This is a genomic window from Streptomyces sp. NPDC044033 (assembly GCF_056434425.1).
This window is the reverse complement of record NZ_JBWKFF010000007.1, coordinates 292,378-314,000: the sequence shown is the minus strand read 5'-3', so window position 1 is coordinate 314,000 and position 21,623 is coordinate 292,378. Positions and strand designations below refer to the sequence as shown.

Genomic DNA, 21,623 nt, shown 5'->3' with positions numbered 1-21,623 from the left:
TCCTGGTCACTCGCCCGCGAGCAGCGCGACCGGGTCGAGGGTGTCCTCGCCCTTGCTCCAGTTGCACGGGCAGAGCTCGTCGGTCTGGAGCGCGTCGAGGACCCGCAGGACCTCCTTGGGGTTACGGCCCACGGAACCGGCGGTCACCATCGTGAACTGGATCTCGTTGTTCGGGTCCACGATGAAGACGGCACGCTGCGCGAAGCCGTCCTCGCCCTCGACGCCGCAGTCGCGCATGAGCTCGTGCTTGGAGTCGGCGAGCATCGGGAAGGGCAGGTCACGCAGGTCGGCGTGGTCCTTGCGCCAGGCGTGGTGCACGAACTCGGAGTCGCCGGAGGCGCCGAGGATCTGCGCGTCACGGTCGGCGAACTCGTCGTTCAGCTTGCCGAACGCGGCGATCTCGGTCGGGCACACGAAGGTGAAGTCCTTCGGCCAGAAGAAGACGACCTTCCACTTGCCCTCGTAGGTCTTCTGGTCGATCTGCGCGAAGGCCTTGTCCGCATCGAGGTCCACGCAGGCGGTCAGGTCGAACTCGGGGAACTTGTCACCGACAGTGAGCACGCGCTCTCCTTCAGACTTGCTGAGGAAACCCGTTACCGGAGTTTCCTGAGGGTTGGACGAGATCCACAGTGCCACAGGAGGCATTGATCAGTGAAATAGCTAAACTATGTGTTGTTGATCGGAGGTAGTTATCAGTGGCAGCGTCCATGACACCGGGGAGCAGGCCCCGGCAGCCCAGCCTCGCCCAGCTCCGGGCCTTCGCCGCCGTCGCCGAGCACCTGCACTTCCGCGACGCGGCGGCCGACATCGGCATGAGCCAGCCCGCCCTCTCCAGCGCGGTCTCCGCCCTGGAGGAGACGCTCGGAGTGCAGCTCCTTGAGCGTACGACCCGGAAGGTGCTGCTCAGTACGGCGGGTGAGCGGCTCGCGGCCCGTGCCCGTACCGTGCTCGACGCCGTCGGCGCACTGCTCGAAGAAGCGGACGCGGCGCGCGCCCCCTTCACCGGACCGCTGCGGCTCGGTGTGATCCCCACCGTGGCGCCCTACCTGCTGCCGACCGTACTGCGCCTGGTCCACGGCGCCTATCCCGCGCTCGACCTCCAGGTCCACGAGGAGCAGACCGCCTCCCTCCTCGACGGGCTCGCCCACGGGCGGCTCGACCTGCTGCTCCTCGCGGTGCCGCTCGGCGCTCCGGGCACCACCGAGATCCCGCTCTTCGACGAGGACTTCGTGCTCGTCATGCCCCATGAACACTGGCTCGCGGGGCGCGGCGACATCCCCCGTGAGGCGCTCAAGGAACTCGACCTGCTCCTCCTCGACGAGGGCCACTGCCTGCGCGACCAGGCTCTCGACGTCTGCCGCGAGGCGGGCCGCACGGAAGGCGCGGCCGTCACCACCAGCGCCGCGGGCCTCGCCACCCTGGTCCAGCTCGTCGGCGGCGGGCTCGGCGTGACGCTGCTGCCGCGTACCGCTCTGCGCGTGGAGACCGACCGCAACGACCAGCTCACCACGGGCTGCTTCGCGAACCCCGCGCCGTCCCGGCGGATCGCCCTGGTCATGCGCGCGGGCGCCGCGCGGCAGGGGGAGTTCGAGGAGCTGGCGGCGGCGCTGCGGGAGGCGCTGCGCGAACTGCCGGTGCGGATAGCGGCCTGAGTGCGTGACAGCGGTTCCGCGGTGCGGACAGCGGCCTGACGGCTGCGGCCTAATTGGGGCGGCGGGCGTCAGGGGCGGCGGTTGTGGGCGCCGGGGTCCGGCGCCGACCACGGGCCCCTGCGGGCGGCTGCCCGTAGGGGCCCGTAGGCCGTCAGACCGTCCCGGTCACTCCGTACGGAGTCCGTCCGGGCGCATCATCCGCCACAGCGGCGGCAGGCTGATCAGCGTCACCACCAGGATCACGGCGGCGCCGACGCCGGTCATGGGCAGGAACGTCAGCCAGTCGGTGGTCGAGCGGCCGAGCATCCGCATCAGCACCAGTCCCAGGCCCAGACCGCCCACGATGGCCAGGGCCAGACCCAGCACCACCGGGACCGCCGTCTGCCACAGCACGGACCAGGCCATGGTGGTACGCCGGGTGCCGAAGGCCACCAGTACGGACAGCAGACGCCTGCGTTCGCGCAGTTGCTCCAGCATGGAGACCAGCATGCTGGCCGCGATCAGCAGCATCGTGGCACCCGCGGCGAGGTACAGCCCGGTGCTGACGCTGTTGAACTGCTTGTCGCGCTGGAAACTCATGATCGTCCGCACGGACATCTGCGGGTCGATCCGCGCCGCCGTGTTACGGACGTAGTCGGCCGCGTCCGGCTGGTGCGGGTCGGTCTGGACGCTCATCCGCAGCACGGGGCTCAGCAGGTCGGCGGTGCGCACAGCCGAAGGGGTGGCGTAGATCCCCGACTGACGGTCCCCTCTGGGGTCGGTGCGCGCCTGGAGGGTCCGCGCCGACTTCGGCACGGTCCACGTCTTGGGCGCGGGCTTCTTCCCGTCGACATCCTCCGGCCGCAGGTTGACCTTCGTGCCGGGCTTCGCCGACACGGCGTCCGGGCTCCCGTTCCCCCGCACCAAGAAGGCGTCGCCGTCCTTGCAGGCCCCGGTCAGCCGCGCGATCTGCCGCAGCGTCGAGCAGTCACCGACCAGCAGCGTGTCGCTGGGTTTGAACTCCTCTCCCTTGCGCAGCGGCCCCGCCCGCTCCACGCTCGCCTCGATCGTGCCGATGACACCGGTCACGCCCTTGGTGGCCCGGAACTCGTCCAGCGTCTTGCGCGCCGCGACAGGGTCGTCCGTACGTGTGCTGACGTAGAGCTGCGCGCGCTCGCTGTCCATGCCCGTCGCCTTGCTGAAGTCGCCCTGGACGCCGGAGAAGAGCATCTGGAGCGCGATGGTGCCCGCCACCGCCACGGTGATGCCGCTGACCGCGCGCGCCGCCGTGCCACTGCTGAGCTGGAGCCGCCGGGTGGCCAGCTGCCAGGCGACCGGACCGCCCCGCAGCCGTCCCACCGCCGCCTCCACCAGCCAGGGCAGCAGCAGGGTCAGAGCGAGCAGCACCAGCGACGCGCCCGTGGCGACCTGGGCCGTCTTGACCTGGCTTCCGCCCCCGTTGATGCTCCCGGCCAACGGCAGCAGCAGCGCCAGCCCGAGGACCAGGACGGCCAGCCGCCACAGCAGCCGCCGCCGTCGGTCGCCGGTGCCGCGCACCACGCCGAGCGGCTCGATGCTGATGCCGCGCAGCGCGAAGAGCGTGACGGCGACGGCGGAGGCCGGAATGGCCAGCACAACGATGGCGGCGAGCCAGGGCACGGGGGTCACGTCGGCCGGGAAGACGTTGATGTCCCAGATCGTGACCGAGCCGATGAGCTCCCGCCCGAGCAGGAAGAACGCGGCGCCCAGAACCAGACCGAGCAGCGATCCGAAGAGCGCTTCCCCGGCGGCGATCCGCCGCGTCATCCGCCGGTCCGCGCCGACCAGCCGCAGCGCCGCGAGCCGCCGGTCGCGCTGTTCGCCGCCGAACCGCACCGCCGTGGCGATGAAGACGGCCACCGGCATCAGCAGCACCACGCAGGCCACGATGATCACGAGCACGAGCTTCGCGTCCATCGGCCTGGTGTCGCCGTACCCCTTCTCACCGCCGAAGTGGTCGGCGCGCAGGCCCTCTTCGGCGGGGCCGAGATCGTCGCTGCCCGCGTAGTAGATGAGTTCGCTGGGCCCCACCACGCCGTTGTCGGCGATGGTGCCGACGACGCGGTAGTTCTTCAGCCGCTCCCGCAGCAGCCCGCTCCCGGAGTCGCGCAGCAGGTCGCGCAGGGCGGGGGAGACGACCATCTCGCCGGGGCCGGGCATCTTCGCGACGCCGGGCGGTGCGGGCGGATGGGCCCCGTCGGCCTGGAACAGGACGCCGCCGATGTCGTGGTCGCGGAAGCCGGTTCTGTTGTCCAGGTAGCGGAAGGAGCGGTCGGAGGGGCGCACTTCCTCGCCCCCGAAGGAGACATAGCGGTTTTCTCCACGCTCGTTACGGGCGTCGAGGAGGCTGGGTATGGAGGACGCGCCCAGCAGTAGCGCCACGCCCAGCCCGACGCCGACCGCGGTCAGGGTGGTACGTATCCAGCCCTGGCGTCCGCCGCCCGCGGCGAAGCGGACGCCCATCATGAGGTCACGGGCCCAGGCGGCGAGCCCGCCGGGCGGCTTGCCCGGGGGCCGGCGGGCGCCGCTCCCCCGCTCGGCCGACACGTCGCCGAGGAGCGTCATACGGCCCCCGCCATGTCGCGGGCCTTGCCGTCGCGCACGACGACCTCGCGGTCGGAGTACGCGGCGACCCGCGCCTCATGGGTGACCAGCACGACGGCGGCCCGGGTCTCGCGGGCGGCGTGGGTGAACAGCTCCATCACGCGCTCGCCGTTGAGCGAGTCCAGCGCGCCGGTCGGCTCGTCGGCGAACAGCACGCGCGGCGAGGTGACCAGCGAGCGGGCGACGGCGACGCGCTGCCCCTGACCGCCGGAGACCTGACCGGGCCGCTTCGCGCCCACCTCGGCGACCTCCAGCCGCTCCATCCACTCCAGCGCGCGGGCCTCGGCGTCCTTGCGCTTCACGCCGGTCAGGCGGAGCGGCAGGGCGACGTTCTCCGCGCAGGTCAGCTCGGGGACGAGCTGGCCGAACTGGAAGACGAAGCCGAACTCAGCGCGGCGCAGCGCGCTGCGCTCGCCGTCCCCCATGTCCGACAGTTCGCGGCCGTCGAAGCGGACGGAGCCCGCGTCGGGCCGGACGATGCCCGCGAGGCAGTGCAGCAGCGTGGACTTGCCGGAGCCCGAGGGCCCCATGACGGCGACGACCTCGCCCGGGTGGATGGAGAAGTCCGCGCCGTCGAGGGCGGGTGTGGGCCCGTACGCCTTGCGCAGGTCGTGGGCCGAGAGCAGGGCGCCCGAGGGGGTCATGAGCGCACCGCCTTGGCGAGCTGGCCGAGCCGGGCGGCGGTCAGTTCCAGCCACCGCAGATCGGCTTCGAGGTGGAAGAGTGCGTGGTCGCAGATGAGCTGGTCCGCCAGCTCGCCGGTGCGCTTCTGCTGGGTCAGTTCGCGCATCAGGCGCAGGTGTTCGGAGCGCTGTACGTCCAGCAGGTCGTTGGCGTCGCGGTTGGTCAGCAGTGCCAGGACGACCTTGGTGTAGAGGGTCGACTGGAGGTACGGCTCGGGCGCCTCGGGCTGCGTCAGCCACTGGGCGACGTCGGTGACGCCCGCCTCGGTGATGGCGTAGCGCTTCCGGTCGGGGCCGCTGCCGTGCTCTATGCCGTCGACCTCGACGAGGCCGTTCTTCAACAGGCGCGACATCGTCGAATAGACCTGGCCGTAGTGGAGCGGGCGGTTCTGGCCGAAGCGCTCGTCGAAGGTCCGCTTGAGGTCGTAACCATGGCGTGGGCCGGACTCCAGGAGCCCGAGCAGGGTGAGGCCGATTGACATGCGGAGCACTCTACACCACGTGTATACGTGGAGTGTATAGCTGTGGATAAGTGGGTGTTTCCGCAGCTCAGAGGCGTATGTGGGAGAGGAGGTGTGTGTGATGAGGGCTGTGAGCGGGGGCGGCGCGGCCCGGGGCCTACTCGGCCGCCGGGCCGGGCCGCCGGTCCTCGGGCTCGGCGCGCTCCGAGCTCTCGGAGGTCCTTGGCGGGGCGTCCTTCTCGGCCCCGGCTCCGGTCCCCGCCGTGGCTCCGGCCCCCGCCCCCTGATCCCGCTTCGGCGGCCGGCCGCGGCGCGGGATCGCGCCCGCGCCGCCGGGCAGCCGTCCCGCGTCCGAGAGCGCCTTGCGCAGCAGGAACTCGATCTGCGCGTTGGTGCTGCGCAGTTCGTCGCCCGCCCAGCGCGCCAGTGCGTCGTGCACGAGCGGGTCGAGCCGCAGCAGCACCTGCTTGCGCTGCCGCGGCTGCCGCTTGGGGGTCTCCTCGGTCACTGGTAGAGGGAGCCCGTGTTCAGGACGGGCTGCACGGCGCGGTCGCCGCACAGCACCACCATGAGGTTGCTGACCATGGCCGCTTTCCGCTCCTCGTCGAGCTCGACGATCCCCTGGTCGTTGATGCGGCCCAGCGCCTCCTCGACCATGCCGACCGCGCCCTCCACGATCTGCCGCCGGGCGGCCACGACCGCGCCCGCCTGCTGGCGCTGGAGCATCGCGGAGGCGATCTCCGGCGCGTACGCGAGGTGGGTGAAGCGCGATTCGATGATGTGCACGCCGGCCGCCTCGATCCGGGCGCTCAGCTCGACGGCGAGCTTCTCGGTGATCTCCTCGGCGTTGCCGCGGAGCGAGAGGCCGTCCTCGTCGTGGGCGTCGTAGGGGTACTCGATGGCGATGTGGCGGACGGCGGCCTCGGTCTGGGTGGCGACGAACTCAAGGAAGTCGTCGACCTCGAACATGGCCTGCGCGGTGTCCTCCACCCGCCAGACGACGACCGCGGCGAGCTCGATCGGGTTGCCGTAAGCGTCGTTCACCTTGAGCACCGCGGTCTCGTGGTTGCGCACGCGGGTCGAGATCTTCTCCCGGCTGGTGAGCGGGTTGACCCAGCGCAGGCCGTCGGTGCGGATGGTGCCGCGGTAGCGGCCGAAGAGCTGGACGACGCGGGCCTCGCCGGGCGCCACCATGTTCACGCCCCGCATGGCGAAGAGCGAGCCGACCAGGAGCGCGATGCCGATGACGACCAGCGGTACGCCCAGCGCCTGGCGGCCGCCGGAGGCCATGGCGCCGCCGCCGATGGCGAGCGCGATGCCGACGAGCACGCCGACCACGCTGAGCAGCAGGCCGAATCCGCCGTTGATGTCGTGGGCCGGGGTCTCGCGGACGCGCGGCGCGGGCATCTCCGGACCCTCGGCGCCGCCCGCGGGCCCCGCGGGGCCGTTGGCGGGTGCGGTGTCGGCTGTGGACATGGTGGTCCCCCCGTTTCTGACGTGGTGTTCCGACGGTGCGGACGGTCCGTCCGCACCTAGCAAACTGATATCACTTTACACCCTGGCACAGGTGTATGAATCTGGGACGGCTACGGTTCCAGCGGGACGCGTGCTGTATGTCACGTGTGGTAAAGGCTCCTTCGATGAGCTTTTGGTGACAGATGCGGTGTTAGTTTCTTGAGCTGGGTTTGGGGGCGGACAGACTGGAGCTACGGGAGCGATGGGCCGAGCGGAAGCGCGGAAGGCGCAGAAGAAGGGCGCCCGCAGAGTAAAAGGCAAGGCGGGCGGAAAGAACGGTAAAAAAGGCGGGATACGTCGCTTTTTCACCTGGAAGAAGCTGCTCGCCTACTTTGTAGCTGTGTGTGCGCTCATTGTGGGTGGCGCCATCGGGCTCTACTGGTACGTGGACGTGCCGGACGGCAACCCCGCGGCCAAGGAGCAGAGCAACGTCTACAAGCTGAGCAACGGCGAGGTGCTGGCCCGAAAGGGCACCACCAACCGTGAGTCCGTGCCGCTCTCGAAGATCCCGCTGGACGTCCAGCGCGCTTTCGTCGCCGTCGAGAACAAGAACTTCTACGACGACGACGGCGTCGACATCAAGGGCACCACCCGCGGCGTCCTCAACACCCTGATGGGGCGCGGCAAGCAGGGTGGTTCGACCATCACCCAGCAGTACGTCAAGAACTACTACCTGGGCCAGGAGCAGACCGTCACCCGCAAGGTGAAGGAACTGATCATCTCCCTCAAGGTCGACCGCGAGAAGGCCAAGTCCGACATCCTCGCCGGGTATCTGAACACCAGCTTCTACGGGCGCAACGCCTACGGCATCCAGGCCGCCGCCCGCGCGTACTACGGCAAGGACGTCGACAAGCTCTCCATCGAGCAGGGCGCCTACCTGGCCGCGCTGCTCCAGGCGCCGAGCCAGTACGACATGGCGGTCGCCGGCCCGATGGGCAAGAAGCTCGCACTGGGGCGCTGGAACGACTCCCTGAACAAGATGGTCGAGAAGGGCTGGCTCGACAAGGGCAAGCGGGACGCGATGAAGTTTCCGCAGCCGATCAAGCCCAAGCCCGAACCCGGGCTCTCGGGCCAGACCGGCTATCTGGTGAAGGCGGCCAACGACGAGCTGCGCAGGTCCGGCATCTCGGACCAGGAGCTGGCCGCGGGCGGCTGGACCATCACGCTCAACATCGACCCGAAGAAGCAGAAGGCGCTGAAGGCGGCCGTCAAGGGCGAGGTCCTCGACAAGCTCGACCCCAAGAAGCGCAAGGCCGACCGGGACGCGCAGGTCGGCGCGGCCTCCGTCGATCCGAAGACCGGCAAGATCCTCGCGATGTACGGCGGCTCGGACTACTTCAAGCACTACACGAGCAACGCCACCCGCGAGGACTACCAGCCGGCCTCCACCTTCAAGCCGCTCATCCTCGCCGCGGCGCTCAAGGACGGCGCCAAGACGCAGGACGGCCTGCCGATCAACGCCAACACCATCTATGACGGGACCAGCGGTCGGCCTGTCAAGGGCAGTACGACGGCGTTCGCACCGCCCAACGAGGACAAGACGGACTACGGCCCGATCAACGTCCAGAAGGCGATGAACAACTCCGTCAACTCCGTCTTCGCGCAGATGGCGGTGGACGTCGGCCTCGACAAGGTCAAGCAGACCGCCATCGACATGGGCATGAACGCCAAGGCGGGCGGCTTCGACGTACGGCCCGCCATGTCGCTCGGCGTGATGGGCGCGAGTCCGGTGGAGATGGCAGGCATCTACGCGACGCTCGACCAGCACGGCAAGAAGGTCACGCCGACGATCGTCAAGTCCGCGACGAACCAAATCGGCGGCAAGGCCGAGATCAAGGACCCGATCGGGGAACAGGTCATCCCGCGCGAGACCGCCGACTCCGTCACCCATGTCCTGACCGGTGTGGTCGACGACGGTACGGGCTCCGCCGTGCAGAACGCGGACCAGCAGGTGGCGGGCAAGACCGGTACCTCCGACGACAACAAATCGGCCTGGTTCACCGGCTACACGCCCGACCTCGTCACCTCGGTCGGCATGTTCGGCGAGGGCGAGGGCGGCAAGCAGGTGACCCTTGGGGGCACCGCGGGCAAGAAGCGCATCAACGGTGGTGACCTCCCGGCCAACATCTGGGCCGCGTACACCAAGCAGGCGCTGAGCGGCGAGTCGCCGTCCAAGTTCGACCTGGCGGAAGGCTCGGCCCTGGAGCCCCCGCCGACCAACACCGCGACGCCCCCGCCGCCGACGCATTCGGCGACGACTCCGCCGCCGACGCATTCGGCGACGACTCCGCCGCCGACGCATTCGGCGACGATCCCGCCGCCGACGCATTCGGCGACGATCCCGCCGCCCAGCCATACGACGACGACCCCGCCACCGACACACCCGCCGACGTCACCGACGGGCGACGGCTGGCCGGGCGAGGACGACTGGGGCTGAGAACACGCGCCGGGCCCCGCCGATCCACTCGGATCGGCGGGGCCCGGCGGTTCGCTGTCGGGACGTCGCTCGTAAGCTCCAGCGGGCCTCCATACGGTCGCCCGTATGGAGGCCCGGCCTACGCCCGTACGGCCGTCAGGCGCCGTTGACCTTGGTCGCGATGCGGTCGCCGACCGCCTTGTCGATGTTGCGCCAGTACTGGAGGGCCCGCTCGGCCACCGGCTTGCTGACGCCGTCCTTGATGTGCCCGGCGACGTTGTCGACCAGCCGCTCGCGGGCCGCGTCGTCGAGGACCTGGCGGACCATGGTGCCCGGCTGGGTCCAGTCGTCGTCCTCACGGTGCTGCCGGTACGCCTCGCGGACCATCTCGCCCGCCGCCGCCCACCCCGCCGGGTCGCCGTAGGTGCCGGTGTCCGCGTCCGGGCCGCCCTTGGAGTTCGGCGCGTACGGGGCCGACGCGCGGGAGGGCACGTACCGCATCGGGCCGTCCTTGGAGTAGGAGTTGACGGGCGAGTGCGGGCGGTTGGGCGGCAGCTGCGCGTAGTTGGGGCCGATCCGGTACCGGTGGGTGTCCGGGTACGAGAAGAGGCGGCCCAGCAGCATCTTGTCCGGGGACGGGCCGATGCCCGGCACCAGGTTCGAGGGCTCGAACGCCGCCTGCTCGATGTGGATGAAGAAGTCCTCGGGGTTGCGGTCGAGCGTCATCCGGCCGACCTCGATCAGCGGGTAGTCGCCGTGCGGCCACACCTTGGTCAGGTCGAAGGCGTTGAAGCGGTAGTCCGCCGCGTCCTCGAACGGCATGACCTGGACGTACATCGTCCACGAAGGCGCGTTGCCGCCCGCGATCGAGTCGAACAGGTCCCGCCGGTGCACATCGGCGTCCGCGCCCGCGAGGTGGTCGGCCTCTTCCTGGGTGTAGAACTCGATGCCCTGGTCGGTCTTGATGTGGTACTTGATCCAGAACCGCTCGCCGCCGCCGTTGACCCACATGTACGTGTGGGAGCTGTAGCCGTTCATGTGGCGGTAGCTCTTCGGCACGCCGCGGTCGCCCATCAGCCAGGTGACCATGTGCGCCGACTCGGGGGACAGCGTCCAGAAGTCCCACTGCATGTCGTGGTCGCGCAGACCGTTGTCGGGGCGGCGCTTCTGCGAGCGGATGAAGTCCTGGAACTTCATCGGGTCCTTGACGAAGAAGACCGGGGTGTTGTTGCCCACCAGGTCGTAGTTGCCGTGCTCGGTGTAGAACTTCAGCGCGAAGCCGCGGGGGTCGCGCCAGGTGTCCGGGCTGCCCTGCTCGCCCGCGACGGTCGAGAAGCGGGCCAGCATCTCGGTGCGCTTGCCCGGCTGGAAGAGATCCGCCTTGGTGAACTGGCTGACGTCATTGGTGACCTCGAAGGTCCCGTACGCCCCGCTGCCTTTGGCGTGCACCACCCGCTCGGGGACCCGTTCGCGGTTGAACTGGGCCATCTTCTCGATGAGGTAGTGGTCCTGGAGCAGGACCGGACCGGTGTCGCCGGCGATGGTCAGCGAGTGCTCGTCGCTCTCCACCGGGATGCCGACGTTGTTCGTCGTGTACGGGGCCTTGGGCGCGGAGTCGGGCATTCGGAGCGCCTCCGTAGGGTGCGCGGGAAGGTGAGGGCCAGGCCCCACGGTCCCGTCCGGCCGGCCGGACCGGGGGGCGTGCGTCCCGGACCCGGCCCGGGCGGCCGGACAAGGCCGACGGGGCGTGGTGTGCTCTGTCCACGAAAGCAGTCAACTCCGCCGACGGCATGTCGGCAACAGCTTGGAACGGGTCCAAGTCCGTACGCGTGCGAGTTCTGGACAACCCGTGCGAGTCCTAGACACCCGCCGGTATCGGGAGCTCGAACCAGACCACTTTCCCCGCGCTCAGCCGCGTCGCGCCCCACCGCCGCGCCATCTTGTTGACCAGATACAGCCCCCGGCCGCCCTCGTCCGAGGGCCGCGCCTGCCGCAGCCTCGGCAGCTGCGGCACGTCGTCGCCCACCTCGCAGCGCAGTACGTCCGTACGCAGCAGCCGCAGCGTGATCGGCCGTTCCGCGTACCGCACGGCGTTGGTGACCACCTCGCTGACCAGCAGCTCCACCGAGTCGGTCAGCTCCTCCAGACCCCAGCGCGTGAGCGCCCGGCGGGCGAGGCGGCGCGCCTGGCCCGCCGTCTGGGCGCGGGGGTCCAGGAACCAGTACGCCACATCGCTCGGCGCTATCCCGTCGAACCGTGCCGCCAGCAGCGCGATGTCGTCGTCCCGGTCGCCCGGGCCGAGCATCCCCAGCACCTCGTCGCAGAGCGGCTCCAGCGGCGGCGGGTTCGGACCGGTCAGCCGGGCCGTCTCCGTCAGCCGCTCCCGCAGCTGCTCGATGCCCGTCCACACGTCCCGGATCCGCGACTCGACGAGCCCGTCCGTGTAGAGCAGCAGCGTCGCGCCCGCCGGCGCGTCCAGCTCGACCGCCTCGAAGTCCACGCCGCCTACGCCGATCGGTGCGCCCGGCGGTACGCGCAGCACCTCGGCGCGCCCGCCGCGGTGCAGCAGCAGCGGCGGCGGATGACCGGCATTGGCGATCACGATGCGGTGGGCGACCGGGTCGTAGACCGCGTACAGGCAGGTGGCCATCCGGTCGGTGCCCAGCCGCTGCGCCTGCTCGTCGAGGTGGTGCAGCACCTCCTGCGGCGGCAGGTCGAGCCCCGCCAGGGTCTGCGCGGTGGTGCGCAGCTGGCCCATGATCGCCGCGGAGGTCATCGAGTGGCCCATGACATCGCCGACGACGAGCGCCACCCGGTTGCCGGGCAGCGGGATCGCGTCGTACCAGTCGCCGCCGACGCGCGCCGTCTCGGCGGCCGGCAGATACCGGCTGGCGAGCCGGACGCCCGTCGGCTGCGGCAGGGAGTCCGGCAGCATGGTGCGCTGCAGCTCGTCCGCGATGTAGACCTCACGCCCGTACAGCACGGCCTTGTCCACGCCCAGCGCGGTGTGCGTGGCCAGCTGCGCCGCGACCAGCAGGTCGTCGCTCTCGAAGGCGGGCCGCTCCGGGCGCCGTACGAACACGGCCGCGCCGATCACCCGGCGGCGGCCGCGCAGCGGCGCGAGGATCGTACGGTGCCCGTCCGGCACCCGGCGGGCCTCGCCCAGCAGCTCCGGCAGCGCGGCCCGCGCCGCCGTGGAGTCGCCGAACACGGGCCGTACGCCGCGCAGCACCTCGGCCAGCGGGCCGCCCATGACGACCTCGCACCGCTCGGTGGCACCACCGGCGAGCGCGGGGCTCAGATCCGGCTGCGGGGGCAGCAGCGGCAGGCGTACGCCGTCGGTGTCGGCCTCCTCGGGTATCCGGTCGGTGCGCCGCAGCCGAAGGACGACCGGGTCCACCGGCCGCTCGTCGCCCACGGGCAGCGGGTCGCGCAGATAGACGAGGATCGCGTCCGCGAAGGTCGGCACGGTCGCCCGGCAGAGTCCGAGCACGATCTCGTCGAGGTCGATGCCGCGCGCGATGCGGCGCGTCGCGGCCCCCACGAACCGCAGCCGCTCGCCGCCGGTGCCGCCGGCGGTGGGCCTGCCCTCGCGCGGACCGCGGGGCCCGCCCACCTCGGAGAGCGGGTGGCCGCCGGGCGGCGGCGCGGGCAGCGGCCCGGCCGCGTCGGCGTGGGCACCGCCCGAGGCGTCCGAACGGGCCGCCTCGTGCCCGGCCGGGTGCTCCGCGCGCCCGGCGGCACCGCGGCCCGCGCCGTCCGTACGGTCCTGCGGTGGGGCCGTACGGCCGTCCGGTACGGGCTTCCGGGCGGCGGGGGACACGGGGGCGTCCCGGTCCTCGCCGTCGGGGCGGGCGCCCCGGGACGCACCGTTCGCGGCGCGGCCGTCGGCGCTGTGCGCGGCCTGGGCCGTGCCGTCCGGGCGGTCGGCGCCGTGCCGGGGCGGACCGGGCTCCGGCGCCGGGGCGGCGGACCGCGGTAGCGCGGCGCGAGGGTCCAAGGCCGCGCCGTGCGCGCCGTCCTGACCCGCGGTCGCGCCGGAGGCAGCGGGCTGCCGTTCTTCGTGGGAGGTCGGGTGCTCCGTCACGCGTGAGGTTCCATCCGTCCGGGGCCGTACGCCCATTCGCCGCGGGCGCACCGAGTGTCAGGCGCGTCGCAGATTGAGGAAGAGCTGGATCTCGGGTGGTACATCCGTGCTGGCCGGGGCGTACGCGTGCGAGTCTTCCCCGACGACATCGAAACCCGCATCACGCACGACTCGGCGCAATTCGTCCCTCAGGTAACCGGATACCCGGATGGTGTTGCCGAGGAACGGAATTGAAAAATCGTTCACGTCGGCTTCCACCATGCCGAGCGCCAGCAGCCCCTCGGGCCGCAGCATCCCATGCAGCATCCGCAGTGCGTAAGGGATCTCGGGGCGGGGCAGCATCAACAGGGTGAAGAAGGCGGCGATGCCGTCGAAGGTGCCGAGCCGTCCGTCCCGCAGCTCGGCGATGTCCGTCTGGTGGAACTGGGCGCCCGGCACGTTGTCGCGCGCCAGCTTGAGGATGCCGGGGGAGATGTCGACGCCGACCACCTGGTGCCCGGCCTCGCTCAGCCGACGGGCCGTGGGCAGGCCCGTACCGCAGCCGAGGTCGAGGACGCGGGAACCGCGCGGCAGCGCCGACGCCAGCCAGTCGCCCGCCGTGAGCTGCCCGTCCTTGTGCGGGAAGGCATCGTCGTAGCGGTCGCCGATCGCGTCGAACGCCTCGGCCTGACCGGTGCGGTCCAGCCCCGCGCGGGCATATCCGTCATACCCCTGGTTATTGTCACCGCTCACGGCTCCGCCCCTTCTGTGGCCGCTTGTGGTCCTGTTCGACCGCTCGTCAAGTGCCGTGCTTCATTCGAGAGTTGCCCGTGCTCGCACGTGTTCTCCGCTCCCGCACGGGGTTCCGGAGGACGATCCTACGGTTGCCGTGCGGGGACGCAGCAAGAGGCTCATGCCCGGACGCGTGCCGGAGTGCGGTCCCAGTCCGCCGGGAGCTCCGGCACGGTCCACGCCGGGTCCGGCCGCCAGTCCTCCCAGCCCGCCGAGAACGGAGGGCCCCAGCCGTGGATCACCTCGACCGCCGAGCGCCCCGCGGCCCGTACCCGGTCCGCCTTGGCCGGCGACATCAGACCGACCCGCTGCGCCTGTTCGAACTCGTCCTCGTCCTTCCATTCCCAACTGCGGTCCGGGTAGACCGAGATATCGAGGAAATGGTCCTCGGAGTCGACACCCCCGGCCCAGCGGGCGAGCGGCTCCTCAAGGTTCACGTACCAGTCCTTGAAGCGCCAGCCGCGCTCCCAGAACAGCCAGACCGACCACGGCTCGCCCGGCCGGGCGAGCTTGAGCACCCCGGCCCCGAACCAGCGCGAGCGCGTGGTCGTCCGCGGCTTCGTATAGCGCGTGCCCAGCGGCTCGCGGTGGACCGGCGTGCCGTCGGCGAGCAGCGGCTTGACGCAGTCCGTGCCGGGCGCCATCCACACCGCCAGCAACTCGTCGGTGTCCTGCACGACGGTGACGGGGCGGCAGATGTGAATGCGGTCGCAGGCGTTGTCGCGGTATCGCCACAGGACGTGTTCCCCTGGCGCCCAGTGGGCGATGTCTGCCGTTCCCGTCGTCTCCATCGTGTCCGCTGTCATGCACAGATCTTAGGTGCCACCCCCGTCAACCGGCCGTGATCTGCGCCGCACGCGCGTCCCAGGCCCTCCGCGGACGCTACGGCCGGGTCATGCGCAGCACGTCAAGGGCCTCGTCGAGCTGTTCCAGGGTCAGCAGCCCGCGGTCCACATAGCCGCTTTCGAGCACCACTTCGCGGATCGTCTTGCGCTCCGTGAGGGACTTCTTGGCGACCTTCGACGCCTCCTCGTACCCGATGTAGCGGTTGAGCGGGGTCACCACGGACGGTGACGACTCGGCGTACTCGCGGGCCCGTTCCGCGTTGGCGGTGATCCCGTCGACCGTGCGGTCGGCCAGCAGCCGCGAGGCATTGGCGAGCAGCCGCACGGACTCCAGGATGTTCTTGGCGATCACCGGGAGCATCACATTGAGCTCGAAGTTCCCGGCCGCGCCCGCCGTGGCCACGGTCAGGTCGTTGCCGGTCACCTGCGCGGCCACCATCAGCACGGCCTCCGGGATGACGGGGTTGACCTTCCCCGGCATGATCGACGAGCCGGGCTGGAGGTCGGGCAGTGCGATCTCGGCCAATCCGGTGCGCGGGCCCGAGGCCATCCAGCGCAGGTCGTTGGAGATCTTGGTGAGCCCCACCGCGATGGTCCGCAGCTGGCCGCTGGCCTCCACCAGGCCGTCGCGCGCGCCCTGCGCCTCGAAGTGGTTGCGGGCCTCCGTCAGGGGCAGTCCGCTGGCCCGGGCGACCTCGGCGATCACGGCGGCGGAGAAGCCGGGCGGGGTGTTGATGCCGGTGCCCACCGCGGTGCCGCCGAGGGGCAGTTCGGCCAGCCGCGGCAGGGCGGCGCGCAGCCGCTCCACGCCGTAGCGGACCTGGGCGGCATAGCCGCCGAACTCCTGGCCGAGGGTGACCGGGGTCGCGTCCATCAGGTGCGTACGGCCGGACTTGACGACCTCCGCGAACTCCTCGGCCTTGCGCTCCAGCGACTCGGCGAGGTGGTCCAGCGCGGGGATCAGATCGCGGGTGACCGCGGCGGTCGCGGCGATGTGGATGGAGGAGGGGAAGACGTCGTTGGAGGACTGGCTGGCGTTGACGTGGTCATTGGGGTGCACGTCGCGGCCGAGCCGCTCGGAGGCGAGGGTCGCGATGACCTCGTTGGCGTTCATGTTGGACGAGGTGCCGGAGCCCGTCTGGAAGACGTCCACCGGGAAGTGGTCGTCCCAGCGGCCCTCCGCGACCTCGCCCGCCGCGGCCGAGACGGCTTCCGCCGTGTCCCGCTCGACCACGCCCAGCTCGGCGTTGACCTTGGCGGCGGCCGCCTTGATACGGGCCAGCGCCTCGATGTGGGCCCGCTCCAGGCGCGCTCCGCTGATGGGGAAGTTCTCCACGGCGCGCTGGGTCTGCGCCCGCCACTTGGCGTGCGCGGGCACCCGCACCTCGCCCATGGAGTCGTGCTCGATCCGGTAAGAGTCCCCGTGCTCGTCCCGGGCGCTGTCACTGCCTTGGCCGGCCATCGTCAGCCACCTCCTGTGAAGAAGAGCGTTTGTCTGGTTCGTGGTGTTCCCAACCACCACTACTTGCCAGTAAATACCTGAGGCAACAACTGAAACCGGGGAGGCTCCATGCAACCACGCAGCAGACCCAGGACGAGGTGTGCCGTCGCGGCCGTAGCAGCGGTCGCGGCGGCGCTGGGCGGGATGGCGGCGACCGCCCCCTCCGCCCAGGCCGCGCCCACTCGCGCCACGGCCGCCACCCCCCTTCCGCCGGACCTGGAGAAGATCCGGGCGAGCGAGGCCGCCAAGCTGTACGGCGACCCCGCCGAGCGCCCCCTCGACCAGCGCAAGTCCTCGCTCATCTCGCTCGGTGACAGCGAGATCTCCGGCGAGGGCGTCGGCACGTACGAACCCGGCACCAACGGGCCCGACAACTGGTGCCACCGCTCGCCGGACTCGGCCATCCACCGCACCGGCATCGCGGCCGACGTGACCTACAACGTCTCCTGCTCGGGCGCGTACACCGGGAACATCAACATCGGCGGGTCCAAGCAGTATCCGGACGAACTGGTGCAGAGCGACAGCCTCGCCGTCAAGGCACGCAACACGAAGATCAAAATGGTGCTGCTGGTCGCCGGAGCCAACGACGACCTCCAGTTCGGCCCGGTCATGACCGACTGCGTCGTCCGCTGGTTCACCCTCCAGGGCGCCTGCGAGCCCAAGTACCAGCCCGGCTGGCAGGCCCGCGTCGACGCCCTGGTGCCCAAGGTCGAGAAGACCGTACGGGACCTGCGCACCACCATGACCGGCGCCGGCTACGCCGACGGCGACTACCAGCTCGTCGTCATGGGCTACCCCAGCCCCATCGGCCCCGACGTCGAGGACAACCCGCACTATCCGGGCAAGCTCCCGGGCGGCTGCACCGGCTACACCTCGGACGCCGCCTGGGGCCGGAACACCTCCGTCCCCGCCTTCGAGCGCGGCATGCGGAAGGCCGCCCAGGACACCGGCGCCGTCTACCTGGACAACTCGCGGCTCTTCCACGGCCACGAGGTCTGCATGGAGGACACCTGGGCGCGCGGGCTGCACGTGGACCTGTCCAACCCCTTCCCGCCGGACTCCAACTCGGTCCGGCAGTCCTTCCACCCCAACGAGCGCGGGCACGGCGCCTTCGCCTCCTGCCTGACCCAGCTCTACCGGTCCGGCTGGCGGGAGGCGGGCTGTTCGGACCCGGCCTCCACCGGCGAGCCGCGGCTCTACAAGGGCGCCTGGGACGACGCCTACCGGCCGCTGAAGAACGCGGCCACCGGCACCTGCGTCGACGCGTACGGCGCGAGCAGCCGCAACGGCACCGAGGTCGGCGGCTGGGACTGCGCGGGCCAGCGCAACCAGAGCTGGTGGTACGACGCCGAGCGAGGCTCGGTCCACACCGCGCTGACGCAGGACCGCTGCCTGGACGTGCCCGGCGGGAAGTACGACGCCGGGGCCGCGCTGGTGCTGTGGAACTGCCACGGCGAGGGGAACCAGAAGTTCACCGAGTCGGCGGGCACCATCCGGCCGGCGGCCGCGCCGGGGCTGTGCCTCACCCTCGCGGCGGCCAAGGACCCGCTGCGGCTCCAGAAGTGCGACGGGTCGGCCGGCCAGAAGTTCGCGTAGCGCGCCGGGGGCCCGCGCCGCGCGCCGCGAGTCCGGGCGGGCGGCGGGGCGTCCACGTCGGGCGCCCCCGGCTCACCCCGCCGAGATCGGCGTGGGCCGGGGGCGCCCGTACGTCACGTCGCCTGGCGGACCGGGATGCTGGTCACGAACGGCTGGGCCGGGGCCGGGTCGACGAAGAAGTCGTTGCCCTTGTCGTCCACCACGATGAACGCCGGGAAGTCCTCGACCTCGATCCGCCAGACCGCCTCCATGCCGAGCTCCTCGTACTCCAGGACCTCGACCTTCTTGATGCAGTCCTGCGCGAGCCGGGCCGCGGGCCCGCCGATGGAGCCGAGGTAGAAGCCGCCGTGCGCGTTGCACGCGGCGGTGACCTGCCCGGAGCGGTTGCCCTTGGCGAGCATCACCTTCGAGCCGCCCGCGGCCTGGAACTGCTCCACGTACGCGTCCATCCGGCCCGCCGTCGTCGGCCCGAAGGACCCGGACGCGTACCCCTCGGGGGTCTTGGCCGGGCCCGCGTAGTACACCGGGTGGTCCTTGAGGTACTGCGGCATCTCCTCGCCCGCGTCCAGCCGCTCCTTGATCTTCGCGTGTGCGATGTCGCGGGCGACGACCAGCGTGCCGGTCAGCGACAGCCGGGTCTTGACCGGGTGCTTGCTCAGCTCGGCGAGGATCTCGTCCATCGGCCGGTCGAGGTCGACGCGCACCGCCTCCAGGTCCGGCCCGGCGCCCTCGGTCAGCTGCTCGTCGGTCGTCTCCGGCAGGAAGCGCGCCGGGTCCCGCTCCAGCTGCTCCAGGAAGACGCCCTCGGCGGTGATCTTCGCGACGGCCTGGCGGTCGGCGGAGCAGGAGACGGCGATGGCCACCGGGCAGGACGCGCCGTGCCGGGGCAGCCGTACGACCCGTACGTCGTGGCAGAAGTACTTGCCGCCGAACTGCGCGCCGATGCCGATCTTCTGCGTCAGCTCGAAGACCTTCCGCTCCAGCTCCTGGTCGCGGAAGCCGTGCCCGGCCGCGGAGCCCTCGGCGGGGATCTCGTCGAGGTAGTGCGCCGAGGCGTACTTCGCGGTCTTCAGCGCGAACTCGGCGCTGGTGCCGCCGACGACGATCGCCAGGTGGTACGGCGGGCAGGCGGCCGTGCCCAGCGAACGGATCTTCTCCTCCAGGAACTTCATCATGCTCGCCTCGTTGAGGACGGCCTTCGTCTCCTGGTAGAGGAAGGACTTGTTGGCGGAGCCGCCGCCCTTGGCCATGAAGAGGAACTTGTACGCGCCGCCGTCGGTCGCGTACAGCTCTATCTGGGCCGGCAGGTTGGTCCCGGTGTTCTTCTCGTCCCACATGGTCAGCGGGGCCATCTGCGAGTAGCGCAGGTTCAGCTTCGTGTACGCGTCGAAGATGCCGTGGCTCAGGGCCGCCTCGTCGCCGCCCTCGGTCAGCACGTTCTGCCCGCGCTTGCCCATCACGATCGCGGTGCCGGTGTCCTGGCACATCGGCAGCACGCCGGCGGCCGCGATGTTGGCGTTCTTGAGCAGGTCCAGCGCGACGAACCGGTCGTTGGCGCTGGCCTCCTGGTCGTCCAGGATGCGCCGCAGCTGCGCGAGGTGGGCGGGGCGCAGGTAGTGCGAGATGTCGTGCATGGCCTCGGCGGCGAGCTTGCGCAGCGCCTCCGGCTCGACCTTGAGGAACGTACGGCCGTCGGCCTCGAAGGTGGAGACGCCCTCGGAGGTGACGAGACGGTACGGAGTGTCGTCCTCACCCAGGGGGAGAAGATCCGTATAGGAGAACTCTGGGTAGGGCGGGCGGGAGACAGGGGGCATTACGGCCATTCCTCACTCGGCGGACTGCGGCAGCTGACGTCCTCGGCAGCGCCCACCAGCCTAGAACCCGGCCGGACGGGGCCGGTTGTGAGGTAAGGCTCAGTGCGGCCCGGCGCCCACCTGTCGCGATCTATCGCGTTTCGCTACTCTGTTGCCCGTGGATGAGTCTTCGCTCGAAAAGCGACCCCAGCAGCCGGAGCGGCCGACCGCGCCCCAGGACGGTCCCGTGGTCCGGTTCCAGAAGGGGCCCCAGGACCGGCCGGCGGCACCGCCGGTGGCCATGGACGAACGAGCGGGCGGCCCGGAGTTCCGCGCCTCCGACGCCGACCGCGACCGGGTCGCGGACATCCTGCGCGAGGCCCTGGCCGAGGGGCGGCTCACCGCCGACGAGCACGCCGAGCGGATCGGCTCGGTGTACGCGGCCAGGACCCTCGGCGAGCTGGAGCCGATCGTCCGCGACTTGCCGGCCGACGACCGGCGGACCGCCCGCCCGGAGCCGGCCGCGACCGCCGGCTACGGCCCGCCGCCGCACTCCCGCACCAACGCGGCGGCCGAGAACCTCATTGCCGTCTTCGGCGGCGCCTCGCGCAAGGGCCGCTGGCGGGTGGGGCGGCGCACCAACGCCTTCGCCGTGTTCGGCGGCGTCGAGATCGATCTGACCGAGGCGGTCTTCGATCAGCAGGAGATCGTCATCAACGTCACCGCGATCTTCGGGGGCGTGGAGATCAAGGTCCCCGAGAATGTCTCGGTGCGTTGCGCGGGTACAGGCATCTTCGGCGGGTTCGACGTCGTCAGCCAGGAGGCGGCCGACCCCGACGCGCCGGTCGTCGTCATCACCGGGTTCGCGGTCTTCGGCGGCGCCGAAGCCAAGACCAAGCGCGGCAAGCGGCTGAAGAACCTGCGGGAATGACCGGCCGGGCGGGCGCGGACCGGTTGGCCCGCGAACGCCGGGCCGGCCGCCCGCACTCGCCTAACGGACGGAAACGGCGTGTCGAACGCATATCGAGCACAAGCGGAACGCACGCCGTGCGTCCGGCGGCGGTCGCGAAGGCAACGGTGTGCATAAGCGCACGCACAGCGGGTAAGGCTTGGTGCACATCGTCTCGCGTACGGACTGGGGATGCGCGTTGTCGTACGCAGGGAGGCGGGCAAGGGTGACTCAATCGGTCAAGCCGTCGTCAGGAGTAGACCGTGCTGCAACCGCATCAGCCCCTGCAGGAGGCCGCCGTACCATCCCAGCGGATTCATCCCCGGGATCAGGCCGGCCCCTGGCACTCGGAGGCGGTATGCCGTCGGGATGAGGCCGGACTGTTCTTCGCTCCGTCCAAGGAGCCCACGGCAGCCCGACTGTCGCGCGAAGAAGCCGCCAAGCGGGTCTGCGCGCGCTGCCCGGTCATGGTCGAGTGCCGGGAACACGCACTGTTGCAGCCCGAGCCCTATGGGGTATGGGGCGGGCTGACCGCGGCCGAGCGCCGCGTCGTACTGGCCCGCAGGCGCCGCCGCGAGGCGGAGCTCCAGCGCGCCACCAGGGTCGCCGCCGCCGGTTGACCGGCGGCAGTGTTACGGGCCGGGGGGGGGGCGAGGAGGGAAGGGGGGGGGACGAGGAATGCGGGAGGGGGGGGGGGGGGGGGGGTCAGGGGGACTCTGGGTGGTGTGGGGT

At 71.0% G+C, this 21,623-nt stretch carries 16 protein-coding genes and 1 pseudogene; 5 read left to right on the top strand and 12 right to left on the bottom strand.

Annotated features, from left to right (window positions below):
• Window positions 1-6 precede the first annotated feature (6 nt).
• A complete protein-coding gene (locus AC07AB_RS15935) occupies window positions 7-561 on the bottom strand; it encodes a peroxiredoxin (RefSeq protein ID WP_478566201.1) in 555 nt (184 codons plus the stop codon).
• A 146-nt stretch (window positions 562-707) separates the two neighbouring features.
• On the opposite strand from AC07AB_RS15935, the gene AC07AB_RS15930 reads away from it, so the two are divergent.
• Window positions 708-1,652 (top strand): LysR substrate-binding domain-containing protein, encoded by a 945-nt coding sequence (locus tag AC07AB_RS15930; RefSeq protein ID WP_478566325.1) that lies wholly within the window; start codon window positions 708-710, stop codon window positions 1,650-1,652.
• Between the two features lie 165 nt (window positions 1,653-1,817).
• On the opposite strand, the gene AC07AB_RS15925 is transcribed toward AC07AB_RS15930, so the two are convergent.
• The 5 genes and pseudogenes from AC07AB_RS15925 to AC07AB_RS15905 all read right to left on the bottom strand — a co-directional run bounded on the left by AC07AB_RS15925 (window position 1,818) and on the right by AC07AB_RS15905 (window position 6,894).
• The gene (locus AC07AB_RS15925) at window positions 1,818-4,235 is read right to left on the bottom strand and encodes an ABC transporter permease (RefSeq protein ID WP_478566198.1); all 2,418 of its coding nucleotides are present in this window, start codon (window positions 4,233-4,235) and stop codon (window positions 1,818-1,820) included.
• Window positions 4,232-4,918: an ABC transporter ATP-binding protein gene (locus AC07AB_RS15920; protein ID WP_478566195.1), complete on the bottom strand. Its 687-nt coding sequence runs from the start codon at window positions 4,916-4,918 to the stop codon at window positions 4,232-4,234. The genes AC07AB_RS15925 and AC07AB_RS15920 overlap by 4 nt, the downstream gene beginning before the upstream one ends.
• Window positions 4,915-5,439 (bottom strand): PadR family transcriptional regulator, encoded by a 525-nt coding sequence (locus AC07AB_RS15915; RefSeq protein WP_478566192.1) that lies wholly within the window; start codon window positions 5,437-5,439, stop codon window positions 4,915-4,917. The genes AC07AB_RS15920 and AC07AB_RS15915 overlap by 4 nt, the downstream gene beginning before the upstream one ends.
• A 250-nt stretch (window positions 5,440-5,689) precedes the next feature.
• Window positions 5,690-5,977 (bottom strand): annotated as a pseudogene (locus AC07AB_RS15910) (type II toxin-antitoxin system antitoxin); the annotation flags it as partial.
• Window positions 5,923-6,894 carry an SPFH domain-containing protein gene (locus tag AC07AB_RS15905; protein ID WP_478566189.1) on the bottom strand — a complete coding sequence of 324 codons (972 nt, stop codon included), beginning with the start codon at window positions 6,892-6,894 and terminating at the stop codon, window positions 5,923-5,925. The pseudogene AC07AB_RS15910 and the gene AC07AB_RS15905, both read right to left, overlap by 55 nt.
• Before the next feature lie 241 nt (window positions 6,895-7,135).
• Here AC07AB_RS15905 and AC07AB_RS15900 point away from each other — a divergent pair, with 241 nt between their 5' ends.
• Entirely contained in the window at window positions 7,136-9,370 is a 2,235-nt protein-coding gene (locus AC07AB_RS15900) for a transglycosylase domain-containing protein (RefSeq protein WP_478566186.1), read from the top strand.
• A gap of 135 nt (window positions 9,371-9,505) precedes the next feature.
• On the opposite strand, the gene AC07AB_RS15895 is transcribed toward AC07AB_RS15900, so the two are convergent.
• From AC07AB_RS15895 to AC07AB_RS15875, 5 genes are all read right to left on the bottom strand, one after another.
• The gene (locus AC07AB_RS15895) at window positions 9,506-10,972 is read right to left on the bottom strand and encodes a catalase (protein ID WP_478566183.1); all 1,467 of its coding nucleotides are present in this window, start codon (window positions 10,970-10,972) and stop codon (window positions 9,506-9,508) included.
• A gap of 235 nt (window positions 10,973-11,207) precedes the next feature.
• The gene (locus tag AC07AB_RS15890; protein WP_478566180.1) at window positions 11,208-13,436 is read right to left on the bottom strand and encodes a SpoIIE family protein phosphatase; all 2,229 of its coding nucleotides are present in this window, start codon (window positions 13,434-13,436) and stop codon (window positions 11,208-11,210) included.
• Window positions 13,437-13,493: 57 nt separating this feature from the next.
• Complete coding sequence (locus tag AC07AB_RS15885; RefSeq protein ID WP_478566177.1) at window positions 13,494-14,168, bottom strand: class I SAM-dependent DNA methyltransferase; 675 nt, start codon at window positions 14,166-14,168, stop codon at window positions 13,494-13,496.
• A gap of 158 nt (window positions 14,169-14,326) precedes the next feature.
• Window positions 14,327-15,013: a cytidylyl-2-hydroxypropylphosphonate hydrolase gene (gene fomD, locus AC07AB_RS15880; protein ID WP_478566174.1), complete on the bottom strand. Its 687-nt coding sequence runs from the start codon at window positions 15,011-15,013 to the stop codon at window positions 14,327-14,329.
• Between the two features lie 76 nt (window positions 15,014-15,089).
• Entirely contained in the window at window positions 15,090-16,514 is a 1,425-nt protein-coding gene (locus AC07AB_RS15875; RefSeq protein ID WP_478566171.1) for a class II fumarate hydratase, read from the bottom strand.
• Window positions 16,515-16,622: 108 nt separating this feature from the next.
• Between AC07AB_RS15875 and AC07AB_RS15870 the strand changes: the two genes are divergently transcribed.
• Entirely contained in the window at window positions 16,623-18,149 is a 1,527-nt protein-coding gene (locus AC07AB_RS15870; RefSeq protein ID WP_478566168.1) for a ricin-type beta-trefoil lectin domain protein, read from the top strand.
• A 113-nt stretch (window positions 18,150-18,262) separates the two neighbouring features.
• On the opposite strand, the gene AC07AB_RS15865 is transcribed toward AC07AB_RS15870, so the two are convergent.
• Window positions 18,263-19,963, bottom strand: coding sequence for a fumarate hydratase (locus tag AC07AB_RS15865; protein WP_478566165.1), 1,701 nt, complete (start codon window positions 19,961-19,963; stop codon window positions 18,263-18,265).
• Between the two features lie 280 nt (window positions 19,964-20,243).
• On the opposite strand from AC07AB_RS15865, the gene AC07AB_RS15860 reads away from it, so the two are divergent.
• Both AC07AB_RS15860 and AC07AB_RS15855 read left to right on the top strand, forming a co-directional pair.
• Window positions 20,244-20,873 (top strand): DUF1707 SHOCT-like domain-containing protein, encoded by a 630-nt coding sequence (locus AC07AB_RS15860; RefSeq protein WP_478566322.1) that lies wholly within the window; start codon window positions 20,244-20,246, stop codon window positions 20,871-20,873.
• 281 nt (window positions 20,874-21,154) lie between these two features.
• Entirely contained in the window at window positions 21,155-21,511 is a 357-nt protein-coding gene (locus AC07AB_RS15855; RefSeq protein ID WP_478566162.1) for a WhiB family transcriptional regulator, read from the top strand.
• The last annotated feature ends 112 nt before the right edge of the window (window positions 21,512-21,623 follow it).